Source organism: Micromonospora sp. 050-3, assembly GCF_046549335.1.
In the GTDB taxonomy this organism is placed as follows: Bacteria; Actinomycetota; Actinomycetes; order Mycobacteriales; family Micromonosporaceae; genus Micromonospora; species Micromonospora trifolii.
Map to the genome: position 1 here is coordinate 1,252,699 of NZ_JAJPVX010000001.1, position 15,465 is coordinate 1,268,163.

The 15,465-nt window shown below is 68.8% G+C and carries 14 protein-coding genes; 9 read left to right on the forward strand and 5 right to left on the reverse strand.

Features of this window, described 5'->3' with window-relative positions; all coding sequences use genetic code 11:
* Positions 1-34: 34 nt before the first annotated feature.
* The 8 genes from ACLJOK_RS05785 to ACLJOK_RS05820 all read left to right on the forward strand — a co-directional run bounded on the left by ACLJOK_RS05785 (position 35) and on the right by ACLJOK_RS05820 (position 6,984).
* On the forward strand, positions 35-898 hold the full coding sequence (locus tag ACLJOK_RS05785; protein WP_410816615.1) for a carbohydrate ABC transporter permease: 864 nt from the start codon (positions 35-37) through the stop codon (positions 896-898).
* Positions 898-1,794, forward strand: coding sequence for a carbohydrate ABC transporter permease (locus ACLJOK_RS05790; protein WP_410816617.1), 897 nt, complete (start codon positions 898-900; stop codon positions 1,792-1,794). Before ACLJOK_RS05785 ends, ACLJOK_RS05790 begins: the two co-directional genes overlap by 1 nt.
* Before the next feature lie 5 nt (positions 1,795-1,799).
* On the forward strand, positions 1,800-2,477 hold the full coding sequence (locus ACLJOK_RS05795) for a hypothetical protein (RefSeq protein WP_410816618.1): 678 nt from the start codon (positions 1,800-1,802) through the stop codon (positions 2,475-2,477).
* 85 nt (positions 2,478-2,562) lie between these two features.
* Complete coding sequence (locus tag ACLJOK_RS05800) at positions 2,563-3,750, forward strand: glycoside hydrolase family 88 protein (RefSeq protein WP_410816619.1); 1,188 nt, start codon at positions 2,563-2,565, stop codon at positions 3,748-3,750.
* Between the two features lie 45 nt (positions 3,751-3,795).
* Complete coding sequence (iolB, locus tag ACLJOK_RS05805; protein ID WP_410819273.1) at positions 3,796-4,620, forward strand: 5-deoxy-glucuronate isomerase; 825 nt, start codon at positions 3,796-3,798, stop codon at positions 4,618-4,620.
* A gap of 89 nt (positions 4,621-4,709) precedes the next feature.
* Positions 4,710-5,099: a GntR family transcriptional regulator gene (locus tag ACLJOK_RS05810; RefSeq protein ID WP_112583335.1), complete on the forward strand. Its 390-nt coding sequence runs from the start codon at positions 4,710-4,712 to the stop codon at positions 5,097-5,099.
* Positions 5,096-5,971, forward strand: coding sequence for an ABC transporter ATP-binding protein (locus tag ACLJOK_RS05815; protein WP_410816621.1), 876 nt, complete (start codon positions 5,096-5,098; stop codon positions 5,969-5,971). The genes ACLJOK_RS05810 and ACLJOK_RS05815 overlap by 4 nt, the downstream gene beginning before the upstream one ends.
* Complete coding sequence (locus ACLJOK_RS05820; RefSeq protein ID WP_410816622.1) at positions 5,968-6,984, forward strand: ABC transporter permease subunit; 1,017 nt, start codon at positions 5,968-5,970, stop codon at positions 6,982-6,984. The genes ACLJOK_RS05815 and ACLJOK_RS05820 overlap by 4 nt, the downstream gene beginning before the upstream one ends.
* A gap of 78 nt (positions 6,985-7,062) precedes the next feature.
* On the opposite strand, the gene ACLJOK_RS05825 is transcribed toward ACLJOK_RS05820, so the two are convergent.
* Positions 7,063-8,574 (reverse strand): DUF4419 domain-containing protein, encoded by a 1,512-nt coding sequence (locus ACLJOK_RS05825; protein WP_410816624.1) that lies wholly within the window; start codon positions 8,572-8,574, stop codon positions 7,063-7,065.
* 232 nt (positions 8,575-8,806) lie between these two features.
* Between ACLJOK_RS05825 and ACLJOK_RS05830 the strand changes: the two genes are divergently transcribed.
* Positions 8,807-9,520, forward strand: a complete 714-nt coding sequence (locus ACLJOK_RS05830; RefSeq protein WP_410816625.1) for a hypothetical protein — start codon at positions 8,807-8,809, stop codon at positions 9,518-9,520.
* A 114-nt stretch (positions 9,521-9,634) separates the two neighbouring features.
* Here the strand turns inward: ACLJOK_RS05830 and ACLJOK_RS05835 are convergent, their stop codons facing one another.
* The 4 genes from ACLJOK_RS05835 to ACLJOK_RS05850 all read right to left on the reverse strand — a co-directional run bounded on the left by ACLJOK_RS05835 (position 9,635) and on the right by ACLJOK_RS05850 (position 15,430).
* Positions 9,635-11,410 carry a substrate-binding and vWA domain-containing protein gene (locus tag ACLJOK_RS05835; protein ID WP_410816626.1) on the reverse strand — a complete coding sequence of 592 codons (1,776 nt, stop codon included), beginning with the start codon at positions 11,408-11,410 and terminating at the stop codon, positions 9,635-9,637.
* Positions 11,411-11,494: 84 nt separating this feature from the next.
* Positions 11,495-12,766, reverse strand: a complete 1,272-nt coding sequence (locus ACLJOK_RS05840; RefSeq protein ID WP_410816628.1) for a protein kinase domain-containing protein — start codon at positions 12,764-12,766, stop codon at positions 11,495-11,497.
* Positions 12,767-12,976: 210 nt separating this feature from the next.
* Positions 12,977-14,782, reverse strand: a complete 1,806-nt coding sequence (locus ACLJOK_RS05845) for an N-acetylmuramoyl-L-alanine amidase (RefSeq protein WP_410816630.1) — start codon at positions 14,780-14,782, stop codon at positions 12,977-12,979.
* A 195-nt stretch (positions 14,783-14,977) separates the two neighbouring features.
* On the reverse strand, positions 14,978-15,430 hold the full coding sequence (locus tag ACLJOK_RS05850; RefSeq protein WP_410816632.1) for a hypothetical protein: 453 nt from the start codon (positions 15,428-15,430) through the stop codon (positions 14,978-14,980).
* Between the last annotated feature and the right edge of the window lie 35 nt (positions 15,431-15,465).

The following is a 15,465-nucleotide window of genomic DNA, read 5'->3' on the forward strand; positions in this document are numbered from 1 at the left end:
ATTGCCGCGCACGAGACCCAGGAACCGGCGGCTGGTGTCGCGCAACATGGTCGCCGGCTGGTCGTTCATCCTGCCCAACTTCGTCGGCTTCGCCGTGCTCACCCTGCTACCCGTCGTCGTGCTGTTCTACGTGGCCTTCACCAGCTGGAACGTCTTCGGGGTGGCCGAGTGGACCGGCACCGCCAACTTCCGGCGAATGTGGGGCGACGCGAGCTTCTGGACCGCTCTGCGCAACACCGTCTACTACACCGTCTTCCACATCCCCTTGACCCTCGCGGCGTCACTCGGGCTGGCGCTGCTGCTCAACCGCAAACTGCGCGGCGTACGGTTCTTCCGCACCGTCGCCTTCTTCCCCTACGTCACCTCGATCGTGGCGATCGCGATCGTCTGGAACCAGCTGTTCAGCCCGGAGTACGGCCCGATCAACGCTCTCCTCGGTGCCGTCGGTGTGGACAACGCGCCAGGCTGGACCACGTCGTCGACCTGGTCCATGCCGGCGGTCATCATCGTCGGCACCTGGCGGTACATGGGCTACTACATGCTGCTGTTCCTGGCCGGCCTGCAGACCATCCCGGCCCAGCTCTACGAGGCGGCCGAGACCGACGGCGCCACACCGTGGCAGCGGTTCGTGCACGTGACCCTCCCCGGGCTGCGACACACCACCTTCTTCGTCACAGTGCTGCTCACCATCGAAAGTTTCAAGGTCTTCGACCTCATCCTCGTGATGACCGGCGGCGGACCTGGCCAGTCGACACTGGTGCTCTCGCAGTACATCTACCAAAAGGGCTTCGAGGAGAACCAGTTCGGCTACGCCTCGGCGGTCTCCGTCGTCCTGTTCGCCATCTGCTTCAGCATCACGGTCGTCCAGTTCATGGTGAACAAGCGGAGGAACAGCTGATGACCGCGACCGACCTCTCCCTGCCCTCCCCGGCCGTCGCCGCGCCCGACAACCACAGCGCGCCCGGCCGACCGGTCCGGTCCCGGGGCTGGCGGCTCGTCGGGTACGCCGCCCTCGTGCTCGCGGCGGCCGGGCTGCTGCTGCCGTTCTACTGGATGGTGGTGGCGTCGTTGAAGACCAACAGCGACGTCTTCACCATCCCGATCAACTGGCTCCCCGATCCCGTGGTGTGGAGAAACTACCTCGACATCTGGCAGCGCTCGGACATGACGACGTGGTTGGGGAACACGCTGCTGCTGTCGGTGGTCGTCACCCTCCTGCAGGTGGTGACCGGCAGCTTCGCCGCCTACGGCTTCGCCCGGGTCCGGTTTCCCGGCCGCAACGCGCTCTTCCTGGCGTACGTCGGGACCATCGCGGTGCCCTGGCAGTCGTACATGATTCCGCAGTTCATCCTCATGTCGAAGTTGCAGTTGTCGAACACGTTGTGGTCGATCGTCGCGATACAGGCGTTCGGCGCGTTCGGCGTGTTCCTGATGAAGCAGTTCTACGAGACGATCCCCGAGGAGCTCAGCGAGTCCGCGCGGGTGGACGGGCTCAGCGAGTTCGGCATCTACCGACGGATCATGCTGCCGCTGTCCCGACCTGCGCTGGCCAGCCTGGCCCTGCTGACGTTCGTGACCACCTGGAACGACTACCTCGGCCCACTGATCTACCTGCGCAGTCCGGAGCTGCGCACCATCCAGCTCGGGCTGAACACCTTCATCTCCCAGTACAACGCCGAGTACGCGCTGATCATGACGGGCTCCGTGCTGTCCGTGCTGCCCGTCGCTGTCATCTTCCTGCTCGGCCAGCGCTACTTCATCGAGGGCATCGCCACGACCGGGCTGAAGGGTTGAGGTCCATGCGTTCGCGCCACAACACCATCACCGCCGTCTTCGACGGGGTCTACGTCGCACTCGTCACCAACCTGCTGCTGGTGCTCGGTTGCCTGCCACTGGTGACGCTCGCGTTCACCACCGAGGCGGCGCGCTCCTGGCCGCTGTACGCGCTGACCGCCCCGCTCTGCGCGCCAGGGCTCTGTGCGGTCTTCGCGGTCATGTCCGCCTACTCCGCCGGTGACTCCGGCGGTGTGCTGCGCACCTACGGCCGCGCCTGGCGAGCAACCGCCCGGCCGGCGATGCTCTGGACGGCGGGGGCCATGGCTGCCCTGGTGGTGCTCGCCGTCGACGCCCGCGCCGCCTGGGGCCACCGGGTCGGGGCACTCGCCCTGCCGGTGCTGGCGACCCTGATCGTCCTCACCGTCGCCACCACGCTGCTGGGGTTGGTGACCGTCGCCGAGCGACCCACCGCGCCGCTGCGCGAGGTGGCCCGCGCCTGCGTGTATCTGGCGGTACGCCGGTGGTACCTCACCGCCGCGTCCCTGCTCGTGCTCGTGCTGCTCGCCCAGATCCTGGCGGCCCGCCCCGCGATCGCGCTCGGCCTCGCCGCCGCGCCACTGCTCTACGTCGTGTGGGCCAACAGCCGCTTCACCCTGCGCGCCGCCCTCGACCCGCCGGCGACCGCACCCCAGAGCACCTGAACACACAACGTCCCGGCCACCGCGCCGGGACGCGATGACACACCTGCCCGGCACCGGACCGGACCCACGAGGGAGAACAGCATCCATGACGGCGACCGACGTCCGTCCCAGCTCCGACGCAGAAGCCACGGCGGCCGCGGTGGCCGCCGCGCTACGTACCGTCGACGCGAACATCGCCACCTTCGGCGACCGGTACCCCGCGGACACCACCGACGCCAACCGCTACCCGTTCCGGCCACCGAGTGCTGGTCAGCCCGAGGGCGCCAACGTCGGCTGGACCACCAGCTTCTGGCCGGGCATGCTCTGGCTGGCGCACGACCTGACCGGTGAGGATCGCCACCTGCGGGCCGCGCTCTCCCACGTGGACAGCTTCGCGGCCCGGATCACCGACGGCATCGACCTGGACACCCACGACCTCGGGTTCCTCTACACCCTCGCCTGCGTCACCGCGGCCCGCCGTACCGGCGACCCGCGGGCCCGAGACGCGGCTCTCGCCGCCGCCGACCACCTGATGACGCGCGTCCTCGAACCCGCCGGAATCATCCAAGCCTGGGGGGACCTGAACGACCCCCGCCAACGCGGGCGCACGATCATCGACAGCCTCATGAACACGCCGCTGCTCTTCTGGGCCAGCCAGACCACCGGCGACGACCGCTACGCCGCCGCGGCCCGCCGGCACACCGATCAGCTACGCCAGCACATCCTGCGTCCGGACGGCACCACCTTCCACACCTTCTACTGGGACACGGACAGCGGTGCGCCGGTGCGCGGGGAAACCGAACAGGGCCACTCCGACCACTCCTGCTGGGCGCGCGGGCAGGCCTGGGGCATCTACGGGTTCAGCCTCAACCACCGGCACATCGGCGACCCGGCGCTGCTCGCCGCCGCGAGGACCTGCGCCGACCGCTTCCTCGCCCACCTGCCCGACGACCACGTCGCCTACTGGGATCTGGAGTTCGGCGACGGCAGCGGCCAGGAGCGGGACAGCTCGGCCGCCGCCATCGCCGCCTGCGGCCTTGTCGAACTGGCGGACGGCCTTACCGACGACACGGCCAGCGCCGACCGGTACCGGACAGCCGCCGCCGAGATCCTGCGCTCGCTCATCGGCCACTACTCCACCGACGGCCATCCGGTCTCGAACGCGCTGATCCTGCACGGCGTCTACGACAAACCCAAGAGCGTCGGCGTCGACGAGGGAACCCTGTGGGGCGACTACTTCTACCTGGAAGCCCTCACCCGCGCCACCATTGCGGGCTGGACCAGCCCCTGGTGACCACCCCGCACCGCCCCGCACCGCCCCGCATCCCGAAAGGTGACCATGGACTACCGCTACCACTGCACCATTCCCGCCGGCGACGGCAGGAACTCGCTGCCCGTCAATCCCTGCCGGCTGCTGGACTTCACCCTGCTGCGGCTGTCGGCCGGCGAGTCCTGGACCGGCGAGTCCGGTGACCGGGAGATCCTGGCCGTCATCCTCGGTGGCACGGCCAGCTTCACCGTGGCCGGCCGCCACTTCCCGCAGGTCGGCCAGCGTCCGGACGTCTTCTCCGGCAAGCCGCACTCCGTCTACGTCCCGGCCGGCTCCTCCGTGACAGTCGAGGCACTCACCGCCGTGGAGATAGCCCTACCCAGCGCACCCAGCGAACTGGCCGCAGACCCCTACGTCATCGCACCGGAGCAGGTGGTGAGCGGCCGCTGGGGAGCGGCCAACTTTGGCCGTACCTACCACCAGATCCTCACCGAAGTCTCCCAGCCGGACCTGCCGGCCCGCCGGCTCATCGTCGGCGAGACCTACACGCCCTCGGGCAACTGGAGCACCTACCCGCCACACCGGCACAAGGTCGACGACCTGCCCGCCGAGGCCGCACACGAGGAGATGTACTACTACCGGGTCAGCCCGGCGAACGGGTTCGGCATCAGCCGGGTCTACACCGACGACGGGTACGAGGAGAACGTCACCATTCGCGACCATGTGATGCAGATGATGCCCGAGGGGTACCACACAGTGGTCAGCGCACCCGGCTACACCACCTATTTCCTGTGGTTCCTGGCCGGCGCGCAGCGCACCCAGGGCGCTCGCGAGGACAGCGACCTCGCCTGGGTGGGCCAGACCGTACCGACCCTGCGGGGCCTGGGCCTGTAGTGACGTCGACGCGAGGTGACGCCATTCTCTAGCGCACAGGCCACTCATGACCCTATTGTGCTAGGCAACTAGTGGAATGGGGTGGCGAGGTGATCGAGTTTCACCTGGACGCACGGTCCGGGGTCGCGCCGTACATGCAGCTCATCCGACAGGTACGGCACGCGCTCCGGCTCGGAGTTCTGAACGAGGGCGACAAGCTGCCCACCGTCAAGGAGGTGGTGGCCCGGGTCGCGATCAACCCGAACACGGTGTCCAAGGCGTACCGCGAGTTGGAGTACGAGGGCCTGGTCACCGCCCGGCCGGGGCTGGGCACGTTCGTCACCCGCACGCTGGTCGGCGACTCACTGAGCAAGCACGAACCGCTGCGGCAGGGCCTGGCCCGCTGGCTGACCGAGGCACGGGAGGCGGGCCTGGACGACGAGAGCATCGAGGCGCTCTTCCTCAGCAGCTTTCGGGCATTTTCGGAGGCCCGAGGATGACTAGTGCCCTGATCACGGACTGTCTGACCAAGCGGTACGGGCGGCGCTCCGCACTGAAGGACTGCACCCTGGACATTCCGGCCGGCCACGTAGTGGGCCTGGTCGGGCCGAACGGCGCTGGCAAGTCCACGCTGCTGCAACTCGCCTGTGGGCTGCTCGACCCGACCGCGGGGCGGATCGAGGTGCTCGGCGCGCGGCCGGTCAGCGGCTCCCCGCGGGTCGGGTTCGTCGCACAGGACACCCCGGTCTATGCCGGCCTGACCGTCGCCGACCACCTGCGGATGGGGGCGCACCTGAACCCGTCCTGGGACGGTGCGCTCGCTGAGCGGCGCATCGCCCAGGTCGGTCTGGACCCGGCACAGAAGGCGGGCAAGCTCTCCGGTGGACAGCGCGCCCAACTGGCCCTGACCGTCGCCGCGGCGAAGCGTCCCACTCTGCTGCTGCTCGACGAGCCGGTGGCAGCACTCGACCCGCTCGCCCGGCGCAACTTTCTGCAGGGGCTGATGGAGCTGGCCGCCGAGCAGGGCATGAGCATCGTGATGTCCTCGCACCTGGTCGCCGACCTGGAACGGGTCTGCGACCACCTGATCGTGCTTGTCGCCTCCCGGGTGCGGGTGGCCGGCGACGTGGACGACCTGCTCGCCACCCACCACCGCCTGGTCGGGCGGCGGCGCGACACCGCAGACCTGGGCGCCGGGCGAGCCCTGGTCGAGCAGAGTCACACCGAGGTGCAGTCGACCCTCGTGGTGCGCAGCACCGCGCCGATCGTCGACCCGTCCTGGCAGGTCGACCGGCTGGACCTGGAGGACATCGTGCTGGCGTACATGAGCGGTGCTACCGGCGACGGTCGGGTTCTGGAGGGACAACGATGATCTGGATGACCTGGCGGCAGTTCCGCACCCCGGCCCTGGCCACCGGCACCCTGTTGCTTGCGCTGCTGGGCGCTCTGGCGCTGACCTGGTCGGAGGTGACCGAGCTGGCCACGCAGACCGGATACACCGGCTGCCAGGGCGACGGCTGTCGTGCCGCCGCCGAGGCGTTCCTCCAGGCGCTGCAACCGGGATGGGCGAGTGAGGTCCACATCGCCTCCATTGGGTCCCTCTACCTACTGCCTGCCCTGGTGGGCATCTTCTGGGGCGCGCCGCTGGTGGCCCGAGAGTTGGAGTCCGGCACGTACCGCATGGTTTTCAGCCAGTCCGTCAGCCGCGGCCGCTGGCTGCTGGTCAAACTGGCGATCGGCGGCGCTGCCGCCGCGCTCGGTGCCGGCCTGCTCAGCCTGGTGCTGACCGAGTGGGCGCAGCCGATCGACGGGGCCTCGGCGGACCGGATGAACCCGCTGGTGTTCGCGGCCCGGGGGGTCGTCCCGGTTGGCTACGCGACGCTGGCCTTCGTGGTGGGTGTCGCCACCGGGCTGCTGCTGCGGCGGACCCTGGGCGCCATGGCGGTGACCCTGCTGGTGGTGGTCAGCCTCCAGATCGCCGCGCCGTTCGTGGTGCGCCCCTGGCTGGCCCAGCCGGTCACCACGGTCACTCCTCTGACGTTCGACGGTGACTTTGGGATCTCGATGAGCCCCGACACCGGGCGGATGACGGTCCACGTCGAGCCCGACCGCAGGGGTGACTGGGTCGTGTCCAGCACCACGATCACCTCGACCGGAGCGGAGTTCACTGGTCCGGCCGACATGACCAAGTGCGGTCCGAAAGTGTCCGGTGGGCGCGAGGCGTGCCAGAAATGGCTGGGGGAGCAGAACCTCAGCCTTCAGGTGAGCTACGTGCCCGGCTCGAAGTTCTGGGGCCTGCAATGGCGGGAGTTCGGCGTGCTGTTCGCGCTGACCGTCGTGCTGTCCCTGTTCTCCCTCTGGTGGGTCCGCCGCCGACTCGTCTGACGGCAGGGCTGTTGGGGCGCACGCCGAAATTGGCGGCCGAGGTCTGAAAGCACCTCGTTGACCGGGCGTACTCCTGGATCAACCGCTGGGCCGGTCGAGCTGGTGGAGTCGGCCGGTTTCCAGGTGGGAGATGTCGCCTTGGGAGTCGAGGGCGGCGTTGAGCAGCTGCGCGAGCGAGGTGCCGTACACGGGGACGTCGGCGGGCTCGTCGATCAGGCGCGCGAGGGCTTCGAACTCGTCCGACTGTGCGGCCGTCACCTCCTCGGCTCGGCAGAGGACCCAGTGGGTCGACTGCGTTTCGTCGTCGACGGCAGCGCAGATCTTTCGGCCGTCGGCGAGGTCGATGATCGTCAGGAGCGACCGCTCGTCCTCGCGGTAGATCCAACGGTGCTCGGCAACCGGCAGCAGCCGCCACGTGCCGAACAGGGTGGCGGCACCGATGCGCTGGTAGAGCGCCACGAGCTCGGCGGGCGCGTTGAACAGGTGTAGGGGCTGGGGCGGCGTGGTTTCGTGGTCGCGCACGATCCGGTCGATGACGTCGTCGATCTCCACCGCGCTCGGCGCGAGGTACCAGCCGGCGATGGGTCGCAGTCCACCGTCGTCGTCCTGCGCGACGCCGACCAGGCCGGCGTGCAGGGCGACCGCCCGGTTTTCGCCCGCCACCCGATCGTTGACGTTCACTGTCACCCGCGACAACGTCGCGGGGACCTGATCGGTGCGGAGGCCGGCACCCCGGTAGAAGCCGCGTCCGTCGGCTGTCGCGTCGCGCGGCTCGTCGATGGGCAGCTCCAGCATCGGATTCGGCCGGTCGAACATGCCCTCACCGCGAAGGTACGGGTACAGGCGCGTGGCCCAACCGGTGACCACGTCACCGCCGTAGGCGTCGACGGGGTTGTAGATGCGCCGCCAGAACGTCACGTCCTCATCCCCTGCCGCGGCGCGGACGAACTGGTCTGCGATTGGCGCGAGCGAGCGGCACCACTTCTGCAGGCCGAACCCGGCGAGCGCGTCCACCCGCGCGCGAATCTTCTGCCAGTCCGCCACGTCGCCGGTCAACGTGATCGACGGGATTCCGCACACGCATACCAGCCAGAGCGAGAAGTACGGCGAGTAGGCGTCGAGCAGGGCAACTCGTCCCGCGATCCGGTCGACGTCAGTGCTGGTGGAGAAGTCGCACTCGAACAGGTCTGCGTCGGTGATCTCGGCGGCGAGCAGTTCATGGAAGGACGCCACCAGGTCCTGCCAGGAAGCCTCGTCCTGCGGCATCTGCCCATCGACGGTGACGGTGAGCCGCTTACGGCCGGCGTGATTCACCAAGCGGGGGCGCAACTCCTCGGCGTGCAGCCGGATGTGTTGTGCGACCCCCTGCGCGATGGTCAACCACACCGCGTCGGGGGACAACACCAGCGGGCGATGATCGGCGAACGCCCGCCCGACGGCGTCGAGCAGTGGATGCACCCCGTCGGGCACGAGCACCGGCAACGTCGGATCGCCGCCAAACACCAACGCGTCATCGAACAGTTCGTTGAGCGGCCGGGTGGGCAGGCGCACGGTCGAGGGGCTCACCTCGTCGACCCGGAAGATCACCATCGCGAGACTCTAGCGCTCCTTCGCCCGGACCGGCGCCCGCCCTGTCAGCGCAGCTACTGCGATCGTCGGACCGCTGTCAGTCGGCGAGCGTCTGGCGGAACTCGGGGTCGTCGCATCGGTGCCGATCGGGCATGATGCTCTTCGCACCGAATCTGGCGGGGCCTTTCAACCCGTGCGACGTATCCGCGAAACCCCGCTCAGCTGGCCTGGCGAAGGCTTGGTTGCGCCGCCGATGGAGAACATTTTGCACTGCACGAAATGTGGAGCCGAACTTGAACACCCCGGCCAAGGCCACATGTGCCGGTCCTCGACACCTCCGCCCGCGCTCAGGACAGCAGGTTGGAACGTCGCGACCTGGTTCGTCGTCGGGTTTGCCGTTCTTCTCGCCCTAGCCGCGATCGCTGCGGCCGTCTTCGGCAGCATCCCGAGCGGCCGTGCTCGGCCACTACCCCCGTCCGGCGCTGGCGCAGCGATCGGTTTCGTCCTGGCCAACCTGATCCTGGTCGCCGCCTTCATCGGTCTAGCTGTCAGCGGGCTGATCTGGGGCCGCGGCACTCGCCAGCTTGCCGAGGCGCACGGCTCCTCCGGCCGCTCGTACAGCCGTCACTGGGGAATCCGCGTCTTCTCCTCCTGCGTCGTCTTCAGCACCCTCATGGCCTGGCTGGCCACCGACCAAACCGCCCCGGCCGTCCTGTTCGGCCAGGCGGGCTTGCGCACCCTCGGAGCCGCCGCGCTGATCGGGGGCGTGCTGCACAGTCGGGCGCGGGTCCTGCGGCTGATCGCCCACGTCGACCGAGTCGTCGCCGGACACTACTCGCCAGTCGCCGGGCAAGACGCGGCGTGGCCGCTGTCGCCCACTCCGACCAGTGACGACTGGAACGCCAGCCAATGGGACCCGGATGTGGTGCGCGACATCGAAGCTCGCCGTAATCGCGACAGAACCTGATCTCGAGGTACGGCCGGTTTCCAGCGCGACGACGATCGAGTACGGCTGGCCGGAGCACGCCGAGGGCCCATTTGCGATCCTCTGTGGGTTGGCCGCTCGACCCGTGGTCGAGACTCAGAAGCTGCTGACCAGCTTCACGAACGCCTCGTCGATCTTGGCGGGATCGGTGGCGTCGAAGGCCTTGCCCGACGATGCCTTGGCGATCCGGTCCAGGGTGGCGAAGTCCGACTCCCGGTCGAAGGCGATGCAGAACACCTTCACCGGACGCTGCGGGTCCAGGGTGACCTCGGCGAGCAACCGGGCCAGGTCGTTGTCCTTGTTGTACTCGTTCTTGCCGTCGGTCAGCACCACGATCGCGTTGATCCGCTGCGGGTCGTACCGGTCGAGCAGTTCTCGGTGTGCGGCCCGGACCGTCGCGTAGAGCGCGGTACCGCCGTCGACCTGCAGGCCGGCGATCTTACTGTTGATCCGCTTCTGGTCGAACCCGCCGAGCGGGACCTCCTCCCGGTAAGGGCTCTTCGGCCGCTGCTGCGTCTCCGAGGAGAACGACCAGAGACCCACCCGGTCTTCGGTGTTGAGCAGCGCGAGACCCTTGCCCGCCGCCGCCGAGGCCACCTGGAAACGGGTACGGGTGCCGACCATCGCCTGCATCGACCCCGAGGTGTCCAGCGCGATCAGGATGTTCGCCTTCTTGCGGAGGGTGCGCCAGCCGTCCAGCATCGCGCTGACCACCTCCGGTGCCGGCGGCTCGAAGTAGGTCAACCCGCCGCTGGGCTCGGCGCCGACGCTGGCAAGCAGCTCCGCCGAGGCGCGACGCTCGTGGTCCCGGAAGCCGAGGCGGGCGAAGCTCTCCTGCTGCGCGTCCTCGGTCAGGAACTTCTGGAAGTCCGCCGCTGCCGTGCGCTGCCGCTGATCGGCGGAGGGCAGCACCACGAACGGGTGGTCCAGGTTGAACGTGCCCTCCTTGGGGTGGACGGCGACCAGCGGGACGTTCGGCCGGCGGCCCCGCTCCTGCCCTTCCTGCCGAGGGCTCAGCGCACCCGTGTTGTAGAGGTCCACCAGCTCCTCCTGAAGGACGATGGCGCTCATGTCGTCCGTACTGCCCGCCCCGCCGGCCAGGTCCGCCTCGGCGAGACTGCGCAGCAGGTCCACCGAGTCGTCGCTGTAGTGCGACACGTTGGCCTCGATCCGGCGGACGAACTGGGTGACGTCCGGGTCGGCCAGGTTGGATCGGGTCAGGTCGCTGGCCTTTTGCGCCGCCGCGTAGTAGGTCGCGATGGTCGCCGCCAGCCCGGAGGTGGACAGGTTCGGGTTGTCCTTGCCGAAGGTGAAACGGCCCCACTCCGGCTTGCCGAAGCCCGCCCACCCGTCCCGTCCGGACAGATCCAGGATCTCGCCCCAGCCCAGCGACCCGCGCTTGCGTATCAGTTCGGCCTTGGGCTGCGGCATCGCGATCACCAGCGGGCTGTTGGCGATCGACGGGTACTGGTCCGGAGTCTGCAGTTCCCGCCCGGCGGCTTCGTCGAGCAGCCGGAGCTGGCCGGTCCAGAGGCTCGACGTCGGCAGCCAGACCTGTGGTTGCGGCAGGCCGGTGTGGGTCCAGCCGGTGGCCAGCGCCTCGGTGGCCTTGCCCGAGTTCAATGCGCTGACGTGCACCTGGGCGCAGCCGCCGCCGGTGATCGACCGGTCGCTGCTGTTGTAACGCTCGGCCAGGTCGACCAGCAGAGCCGCCTTCTCCGTCGAGGAATTGACCTGGAGGATGGTGGCGCAGTCGTTGCCCGCTTCGCGCTGTCGGACGAACACGAACGCCCCGGCGATGACCACCAGCCCGGCGGTGACGGCGGCGGTGTACGGCAACCACTGCCGCGTACGCGTAGCGGGTGGGGCCATCGGGACGTCCTCCTCGGCGGGCGGCTGGTGGCAGTCAACCTATCGATCCGGCGCCAGTCGGCGACCCCGACCCCGGCGCACCTGTCACCCGCGGTCGGACCGTCCCCCGATCGCCGCCGCGACCAGCAGCCGAACAAGGTAGACCACGACGAAGGCGACCGCACCGACCGCGGCGGCCGGGCCGACAGCGCTCGACGCGACGTAGCCGGCGGCGGCGCCAACCGAACCGAGGAAGAGCGCGGTCGAGATGCCCCAGGCGTCGGGGGCCTCACGACGCAGCCTCCGTAACGCGCCGTCACCCCCAGCACCAACGCCAGGCTCCGCTACCGGCAGGTGTGCCGGCTGGGTCGGCCGGGCCTGGGTTGGCACCGTCGGCCGGGCCGGTGTCTGCGGCTGCGGCTGCGTCGAGGATGGTTGCGGTGTCGTCGACGTGACCTGGGGCAGCGGGTGGTTCGGCGTCGGCGCGCCAGCGGTTTCGTTGCCGACCTCCAGCAGGCTCTCCCGACGTAGCGGCTCGGTGACCCTGCCGTCCTGCCGGAGCAGCCGCACCAGCACGCGCTCGGCAGCCGGCCGGTCCGCCGGATCCTTGGCCAGGCACTCCCGAATCAGCTCGTCGAGAACAGGAGGCATCGCCGGCAGGTCGGGGGCATCGTGCAGCACCCGGTGCATCACGGCGAAGAGCGAGTCGTTGCCGAAAGGCGGTCGACCACCGGCGGCGAAGGCGATCGTGGCGGCCCAGGCGAAGATGTCGCAGGGTGGGCCGATCGCGTCGTTGCGGAACCGCTCCGGCGCCATGTACGCGGTGGTCCCCATGACCCGGCTGGACGCGGTCTCGGTGTTGCCCAAGGCTCGGGCGATGCCGAAATCGATCACCCGGGGGCCGTCCTCGCCCAGCACCACGTTGTCCGGCTTCAGATCGCAGTGCACCACCCCGGCACTGTGGATCGCCGCGAGCGCAGTGACGGTGCCGACCGCGAGCCGGTGCAGGGCGTTGCCGGTCACCGGGCCGCGCTCGCGGACGTGCCGGTGCAGGGTCAGGCCCGCGATGAACTCACTGACCACGTAGGGCCGCTCGCCGTCCACCTCGGCGAAGAGCACCTGCGCGGTGCAGAACGGGGCTACCCGGCGGGCGGCAGCGATCTCCTTGACGAACTGCGACCGCGCCCGTGGATCACTCAGATCGACGTTGACCATCTTGACCGCGACCCGGTCACCGGCGTCGTCCTCACCGAGAAAGACGACCCCCTGCCCACCCGCGCCCAGCCGTCCGACCAGCCGATACGGGCCGGCGGTGACCGGGTCGTGCGTCCACAGTTTCGCCAACCCTGGCACCGGCGGGCCGGCCAGCTCTGACATCCCGACTCCATCAGTGTCGTGCCCGGCCACCGGCGGCGCAGGACACGGCCATCGTGCCATGTCGGATGCCAGCCACCGAGGACGTTCGACGACCTGCGGGATCCGCGCCCAAATCGAGCAGGCGGGCACCGGTGGGGCTCTCGCTCAACCGGCACCCGCCTGCTGCTCCACGTATCGTCGATCTCGATGGTCGAACCAGGATGCGCGTCGTCAGAACCGTGCGCGGTTCAAGGCTTTCTGGAGTGCGGCGATGGTCGCGTAACCCCAGAACCCATCGACCGCCAGTCCCGCAGCGATCATGGTGTTGAGGTGTCGTTGCAGGGCCTTGATCGTGCCCGGTCCCATCCCACCGTCCACGACGAGGCCGGCATTGCTCCAGTTGTTCAGATGGCTCTGCAGGGCGCGGATCGAGGCAGGTCCCCACTGTCCGTCGACAGTGGTGCCGAGGGCGCGCTGGGTGGCCCGAATGGTTCCCGGTCCGAAATCCCCGTCGACGGCCAGGAGTGCGCCCTCGTCGTAGTAGGCCTGGTAGGCGGCCTCGGTGCCGGGACCCCAGAGGCCGTCAGCGGTGACACCGAGTCGGCCCTGCAGCCAGCGGACACCGGTGTCCGTGCTCGGACCCCAGAAGCCATCGACCACCAGGGCCGGCGAGTAGCCCATGGTGTTGACAGCCCGCTGTTGGGAGGCCGTGGACCGCACTGACGACATACCGCCGCCGGGAGCGCTGCCGTTGATCTGGGCCTGGTACGCGACCTCCGTGTTGGGGCCCCACAGTCCGTCGGCCGTGACGCCGAGCCGACCCTGTAGCCAGCGCACACCGGCGTCTGTCTTGGGCCCCCAGAACCCGTCCACGACCAGGGCAGGCGAGTAGCCCGCGTCGTTGACCGCCTTCTGCTGGGCGGCAACCGTGCGTACGGACGTCATGCCGCCGCCCATGCCACCGCTGCTCGGCGGAGGGTCGGTCATCCCGGGAACGTCGTCCGAAACCATGCCGCCCTGAACCCAGGTCCGGAGTTGGGAGCCGGGGCATGCTGTCGAGTTGCCCGAAAGCCCACCGTGCCAGGTTTTGGCAAGTGTTCTGCCGCTCAGCGCGTTGGCGCGATCGTAGATAGACCGGATCGAGCGGAGCACTGCCGGTGTGACGTCACCGTCGGAGCCGATGAAGCACACTCCGAGGTGCGTGACGTTGTGCCCACTCGCGTGAGCGCCCTCGACTTCCCAACCGCGGCCCTCGTAGACCCGGCCGGCCACATCGACCAGAAAGTTGTACCCGATGTCCGACCAGCCGTTGCTGTCCATGTGGTAGTTCTGAATCTGCCGCGGTGTCGTCGCGCTCGTTCCCGCCGAATAGTGGACCGTGAATCCGGTACGTGTCGTGATGGGGACCCGCGTGACCGCGGCGGGAGGCCGCGCCCCCCATTGAGAGCGCAGGATGGTGTTCAGCGGCGCCGGTGGGCTCGGCGGGATCGGCGGCGGCTCCAGCGAGCCGTTCGTCACATACGGGTAGAGCGCCGCTCCGGGGCATTCGGTCGTCGCCAGATCCCGGTGTCCCCTGATTCGTGGTCCCGCCTTGCCGACCAGCCGCAGGTGGCCGATGAGGTTTCGGATGGCGGCCAGCATCGCGGCGCTCGGCTGGTCGTCGGAGCCCCAGGGAAATCGCGTCGAGCCGATGAGGCTCATGATGGCGTAGTAGTCCTGGTTCGCCCCCTTGGTTTCTGTGTCGTTGGCCGCCGAGCGGACTCCCATACCGCGACCTTCGAAAATAACGCCATGTTGGCAGACGACGAAGTTGTACGCGATATCGGTCCCCTCGTCCTCCATGCCCGTGGCCTGTATATCGCGCATCTGCCCGAAGCAGTCGTTGTGATTGGCGGCTGGATCCCACCCGTCGGTGTTGCCCTTGTAGTGGATGGCGACGCCTCCCTGCCAAGGCATCCAGGTATACGTCTGATCCGGCTCCGGCGGCTTCGCTCCCCACTGGGCGCGAGAGACTATCTGGACGTCGGCGGCGGCCATTGTGGCGGCTCCACGTGTCGGTGGGGCCGACCGTGCGCTCGCCGCTGGTGTAGGCAGAAAGGCAGAGACTGCGGCGGCGGTGCCGCCGATGAGTGCGGTACGGCGGTTTATCATAATTGGGCCCCTTAGAGTGGAACCTGAGCGGAAAGCGTGGTGGCCCGTGTCATGGCAACACGGGCCACCCTCGGGTGCAGATCAGGTGTTCACGCTGACCCATTCGGAGCAGCTCGCAGAGGAGATGCTGTTGCTCGGGTAGTTACCCGAGCAGGCGCGGAACACCACGGTCTTGAGGGTGACGCCCGGCTGGCTCTCGGGGAACGATTTGTTCATGTAGCGGTGGCCGCCGTAATAGCCCGCGGTGTGCCAGATTCTTCCCTGGCGTACGATCGCCCCGTAAGGGCTCACCTCGTCGTCGAAGAATCGCCAGTCGATGACGACGGGATAACCGTCCTCCCAGGTGTCCTCGATACGGAACCACTCCCCGTGCGGGGCGAAGCACGCATAGGCGTTGGCGCTGCTGTTCGTGCAGGCCCAGTCCACGAGCGGGCCGGGGCCGATCTCATCGGTGGCGAGCTGCTTCCCATCGGCGGCGGCGGCCGGAGTTGCGGTGGCGACGACGGCGACGGCTGTGGTGAGCAACGTGGCCACAACACTTCGTAGCTTTCGGCCCATTGTTGTTCCTC

Bases quoted from the DNA above. Each gene is read 5' to 3' on its own strand.
- ACLJOK_RS05840 (WP_410816628.1), bottom strand. From the start codon at position 12,766: ATGTCAGAGCTGGCCGGCCCGCCGGTGCCAGGGTTGGCGAAACTGTGG.
- ACLJOK_RS05820 (WP_410816622.1), top strand. From the start codon at position 5,968: ATGATCTGGATGACCTGGCGGCAGTTCCGCACCCCGGCCCTGGCCACC.
- ACLJOK_RS05825 (WP_410816624.1), bottom strand. From the start codon at position 8,574: ATGGTGATCTTCCGGGTCGACGAGGTGAGCCCCTCGACCGTGCGCCTG.
- ACLJOK_RS05830 (WP_410816625.1), top strand. From the start codon at position 8,807: ATGGAGAACATTTTGCACTGCACGAAATGTGGAGCCGAACTTGAACAC.
- ACLJOK_RS05790 (WP_410816617.1), top strand. From the start codon at position 898: ATGACCGCGACCGACCTCTCCCTGCCCTCCCCGGCCGTCGCCGCGCCC.
- ACLJOK_RS05795 (WP_410816618.1), top strand. From the start codon at position 1,800: ATGCGTTCGCGCCACAACACCATCACCGCCGTCTTCGACGGGGTCTAC.
- ACLJOK_RS05800 (WP_410816619.1), top strand. From the start codon at position 2,563: ATGACGGCGACCGACGTCCGTCCCAGCTCCGACGCAGAAGCCACGGCG.
- iolB (WP_410819273.1), top strand. From the start codon at position 3,796: ATGGACTACCGCTACCACTGCACCATTCCCGCCGGCGACGGCAGGAAC.
- ACLJOK_RS05815 (WP_410816621.1), top strand. From the start codon at position 5,096: ATGACTAGTGCCCTGATCACGGACTGTCTGACCAAGCGGTACGGGCGG.
- ACLJOK_RS05835 (WP_410816626.1), bottom strand. From the start codon at position 11,410: ATGGCCCCACCCGCTACGCGTACGCGGCAGTGGTTGCCGTACACCGCC.
- ACLJOK_RS05845 (WP_410816630.1), bottom strand. From the start codon at position 14,782: ATGGCCGCCGCCGACGTCCAGATAGTCTCTCGCGCCCAGTGGGGAGCG.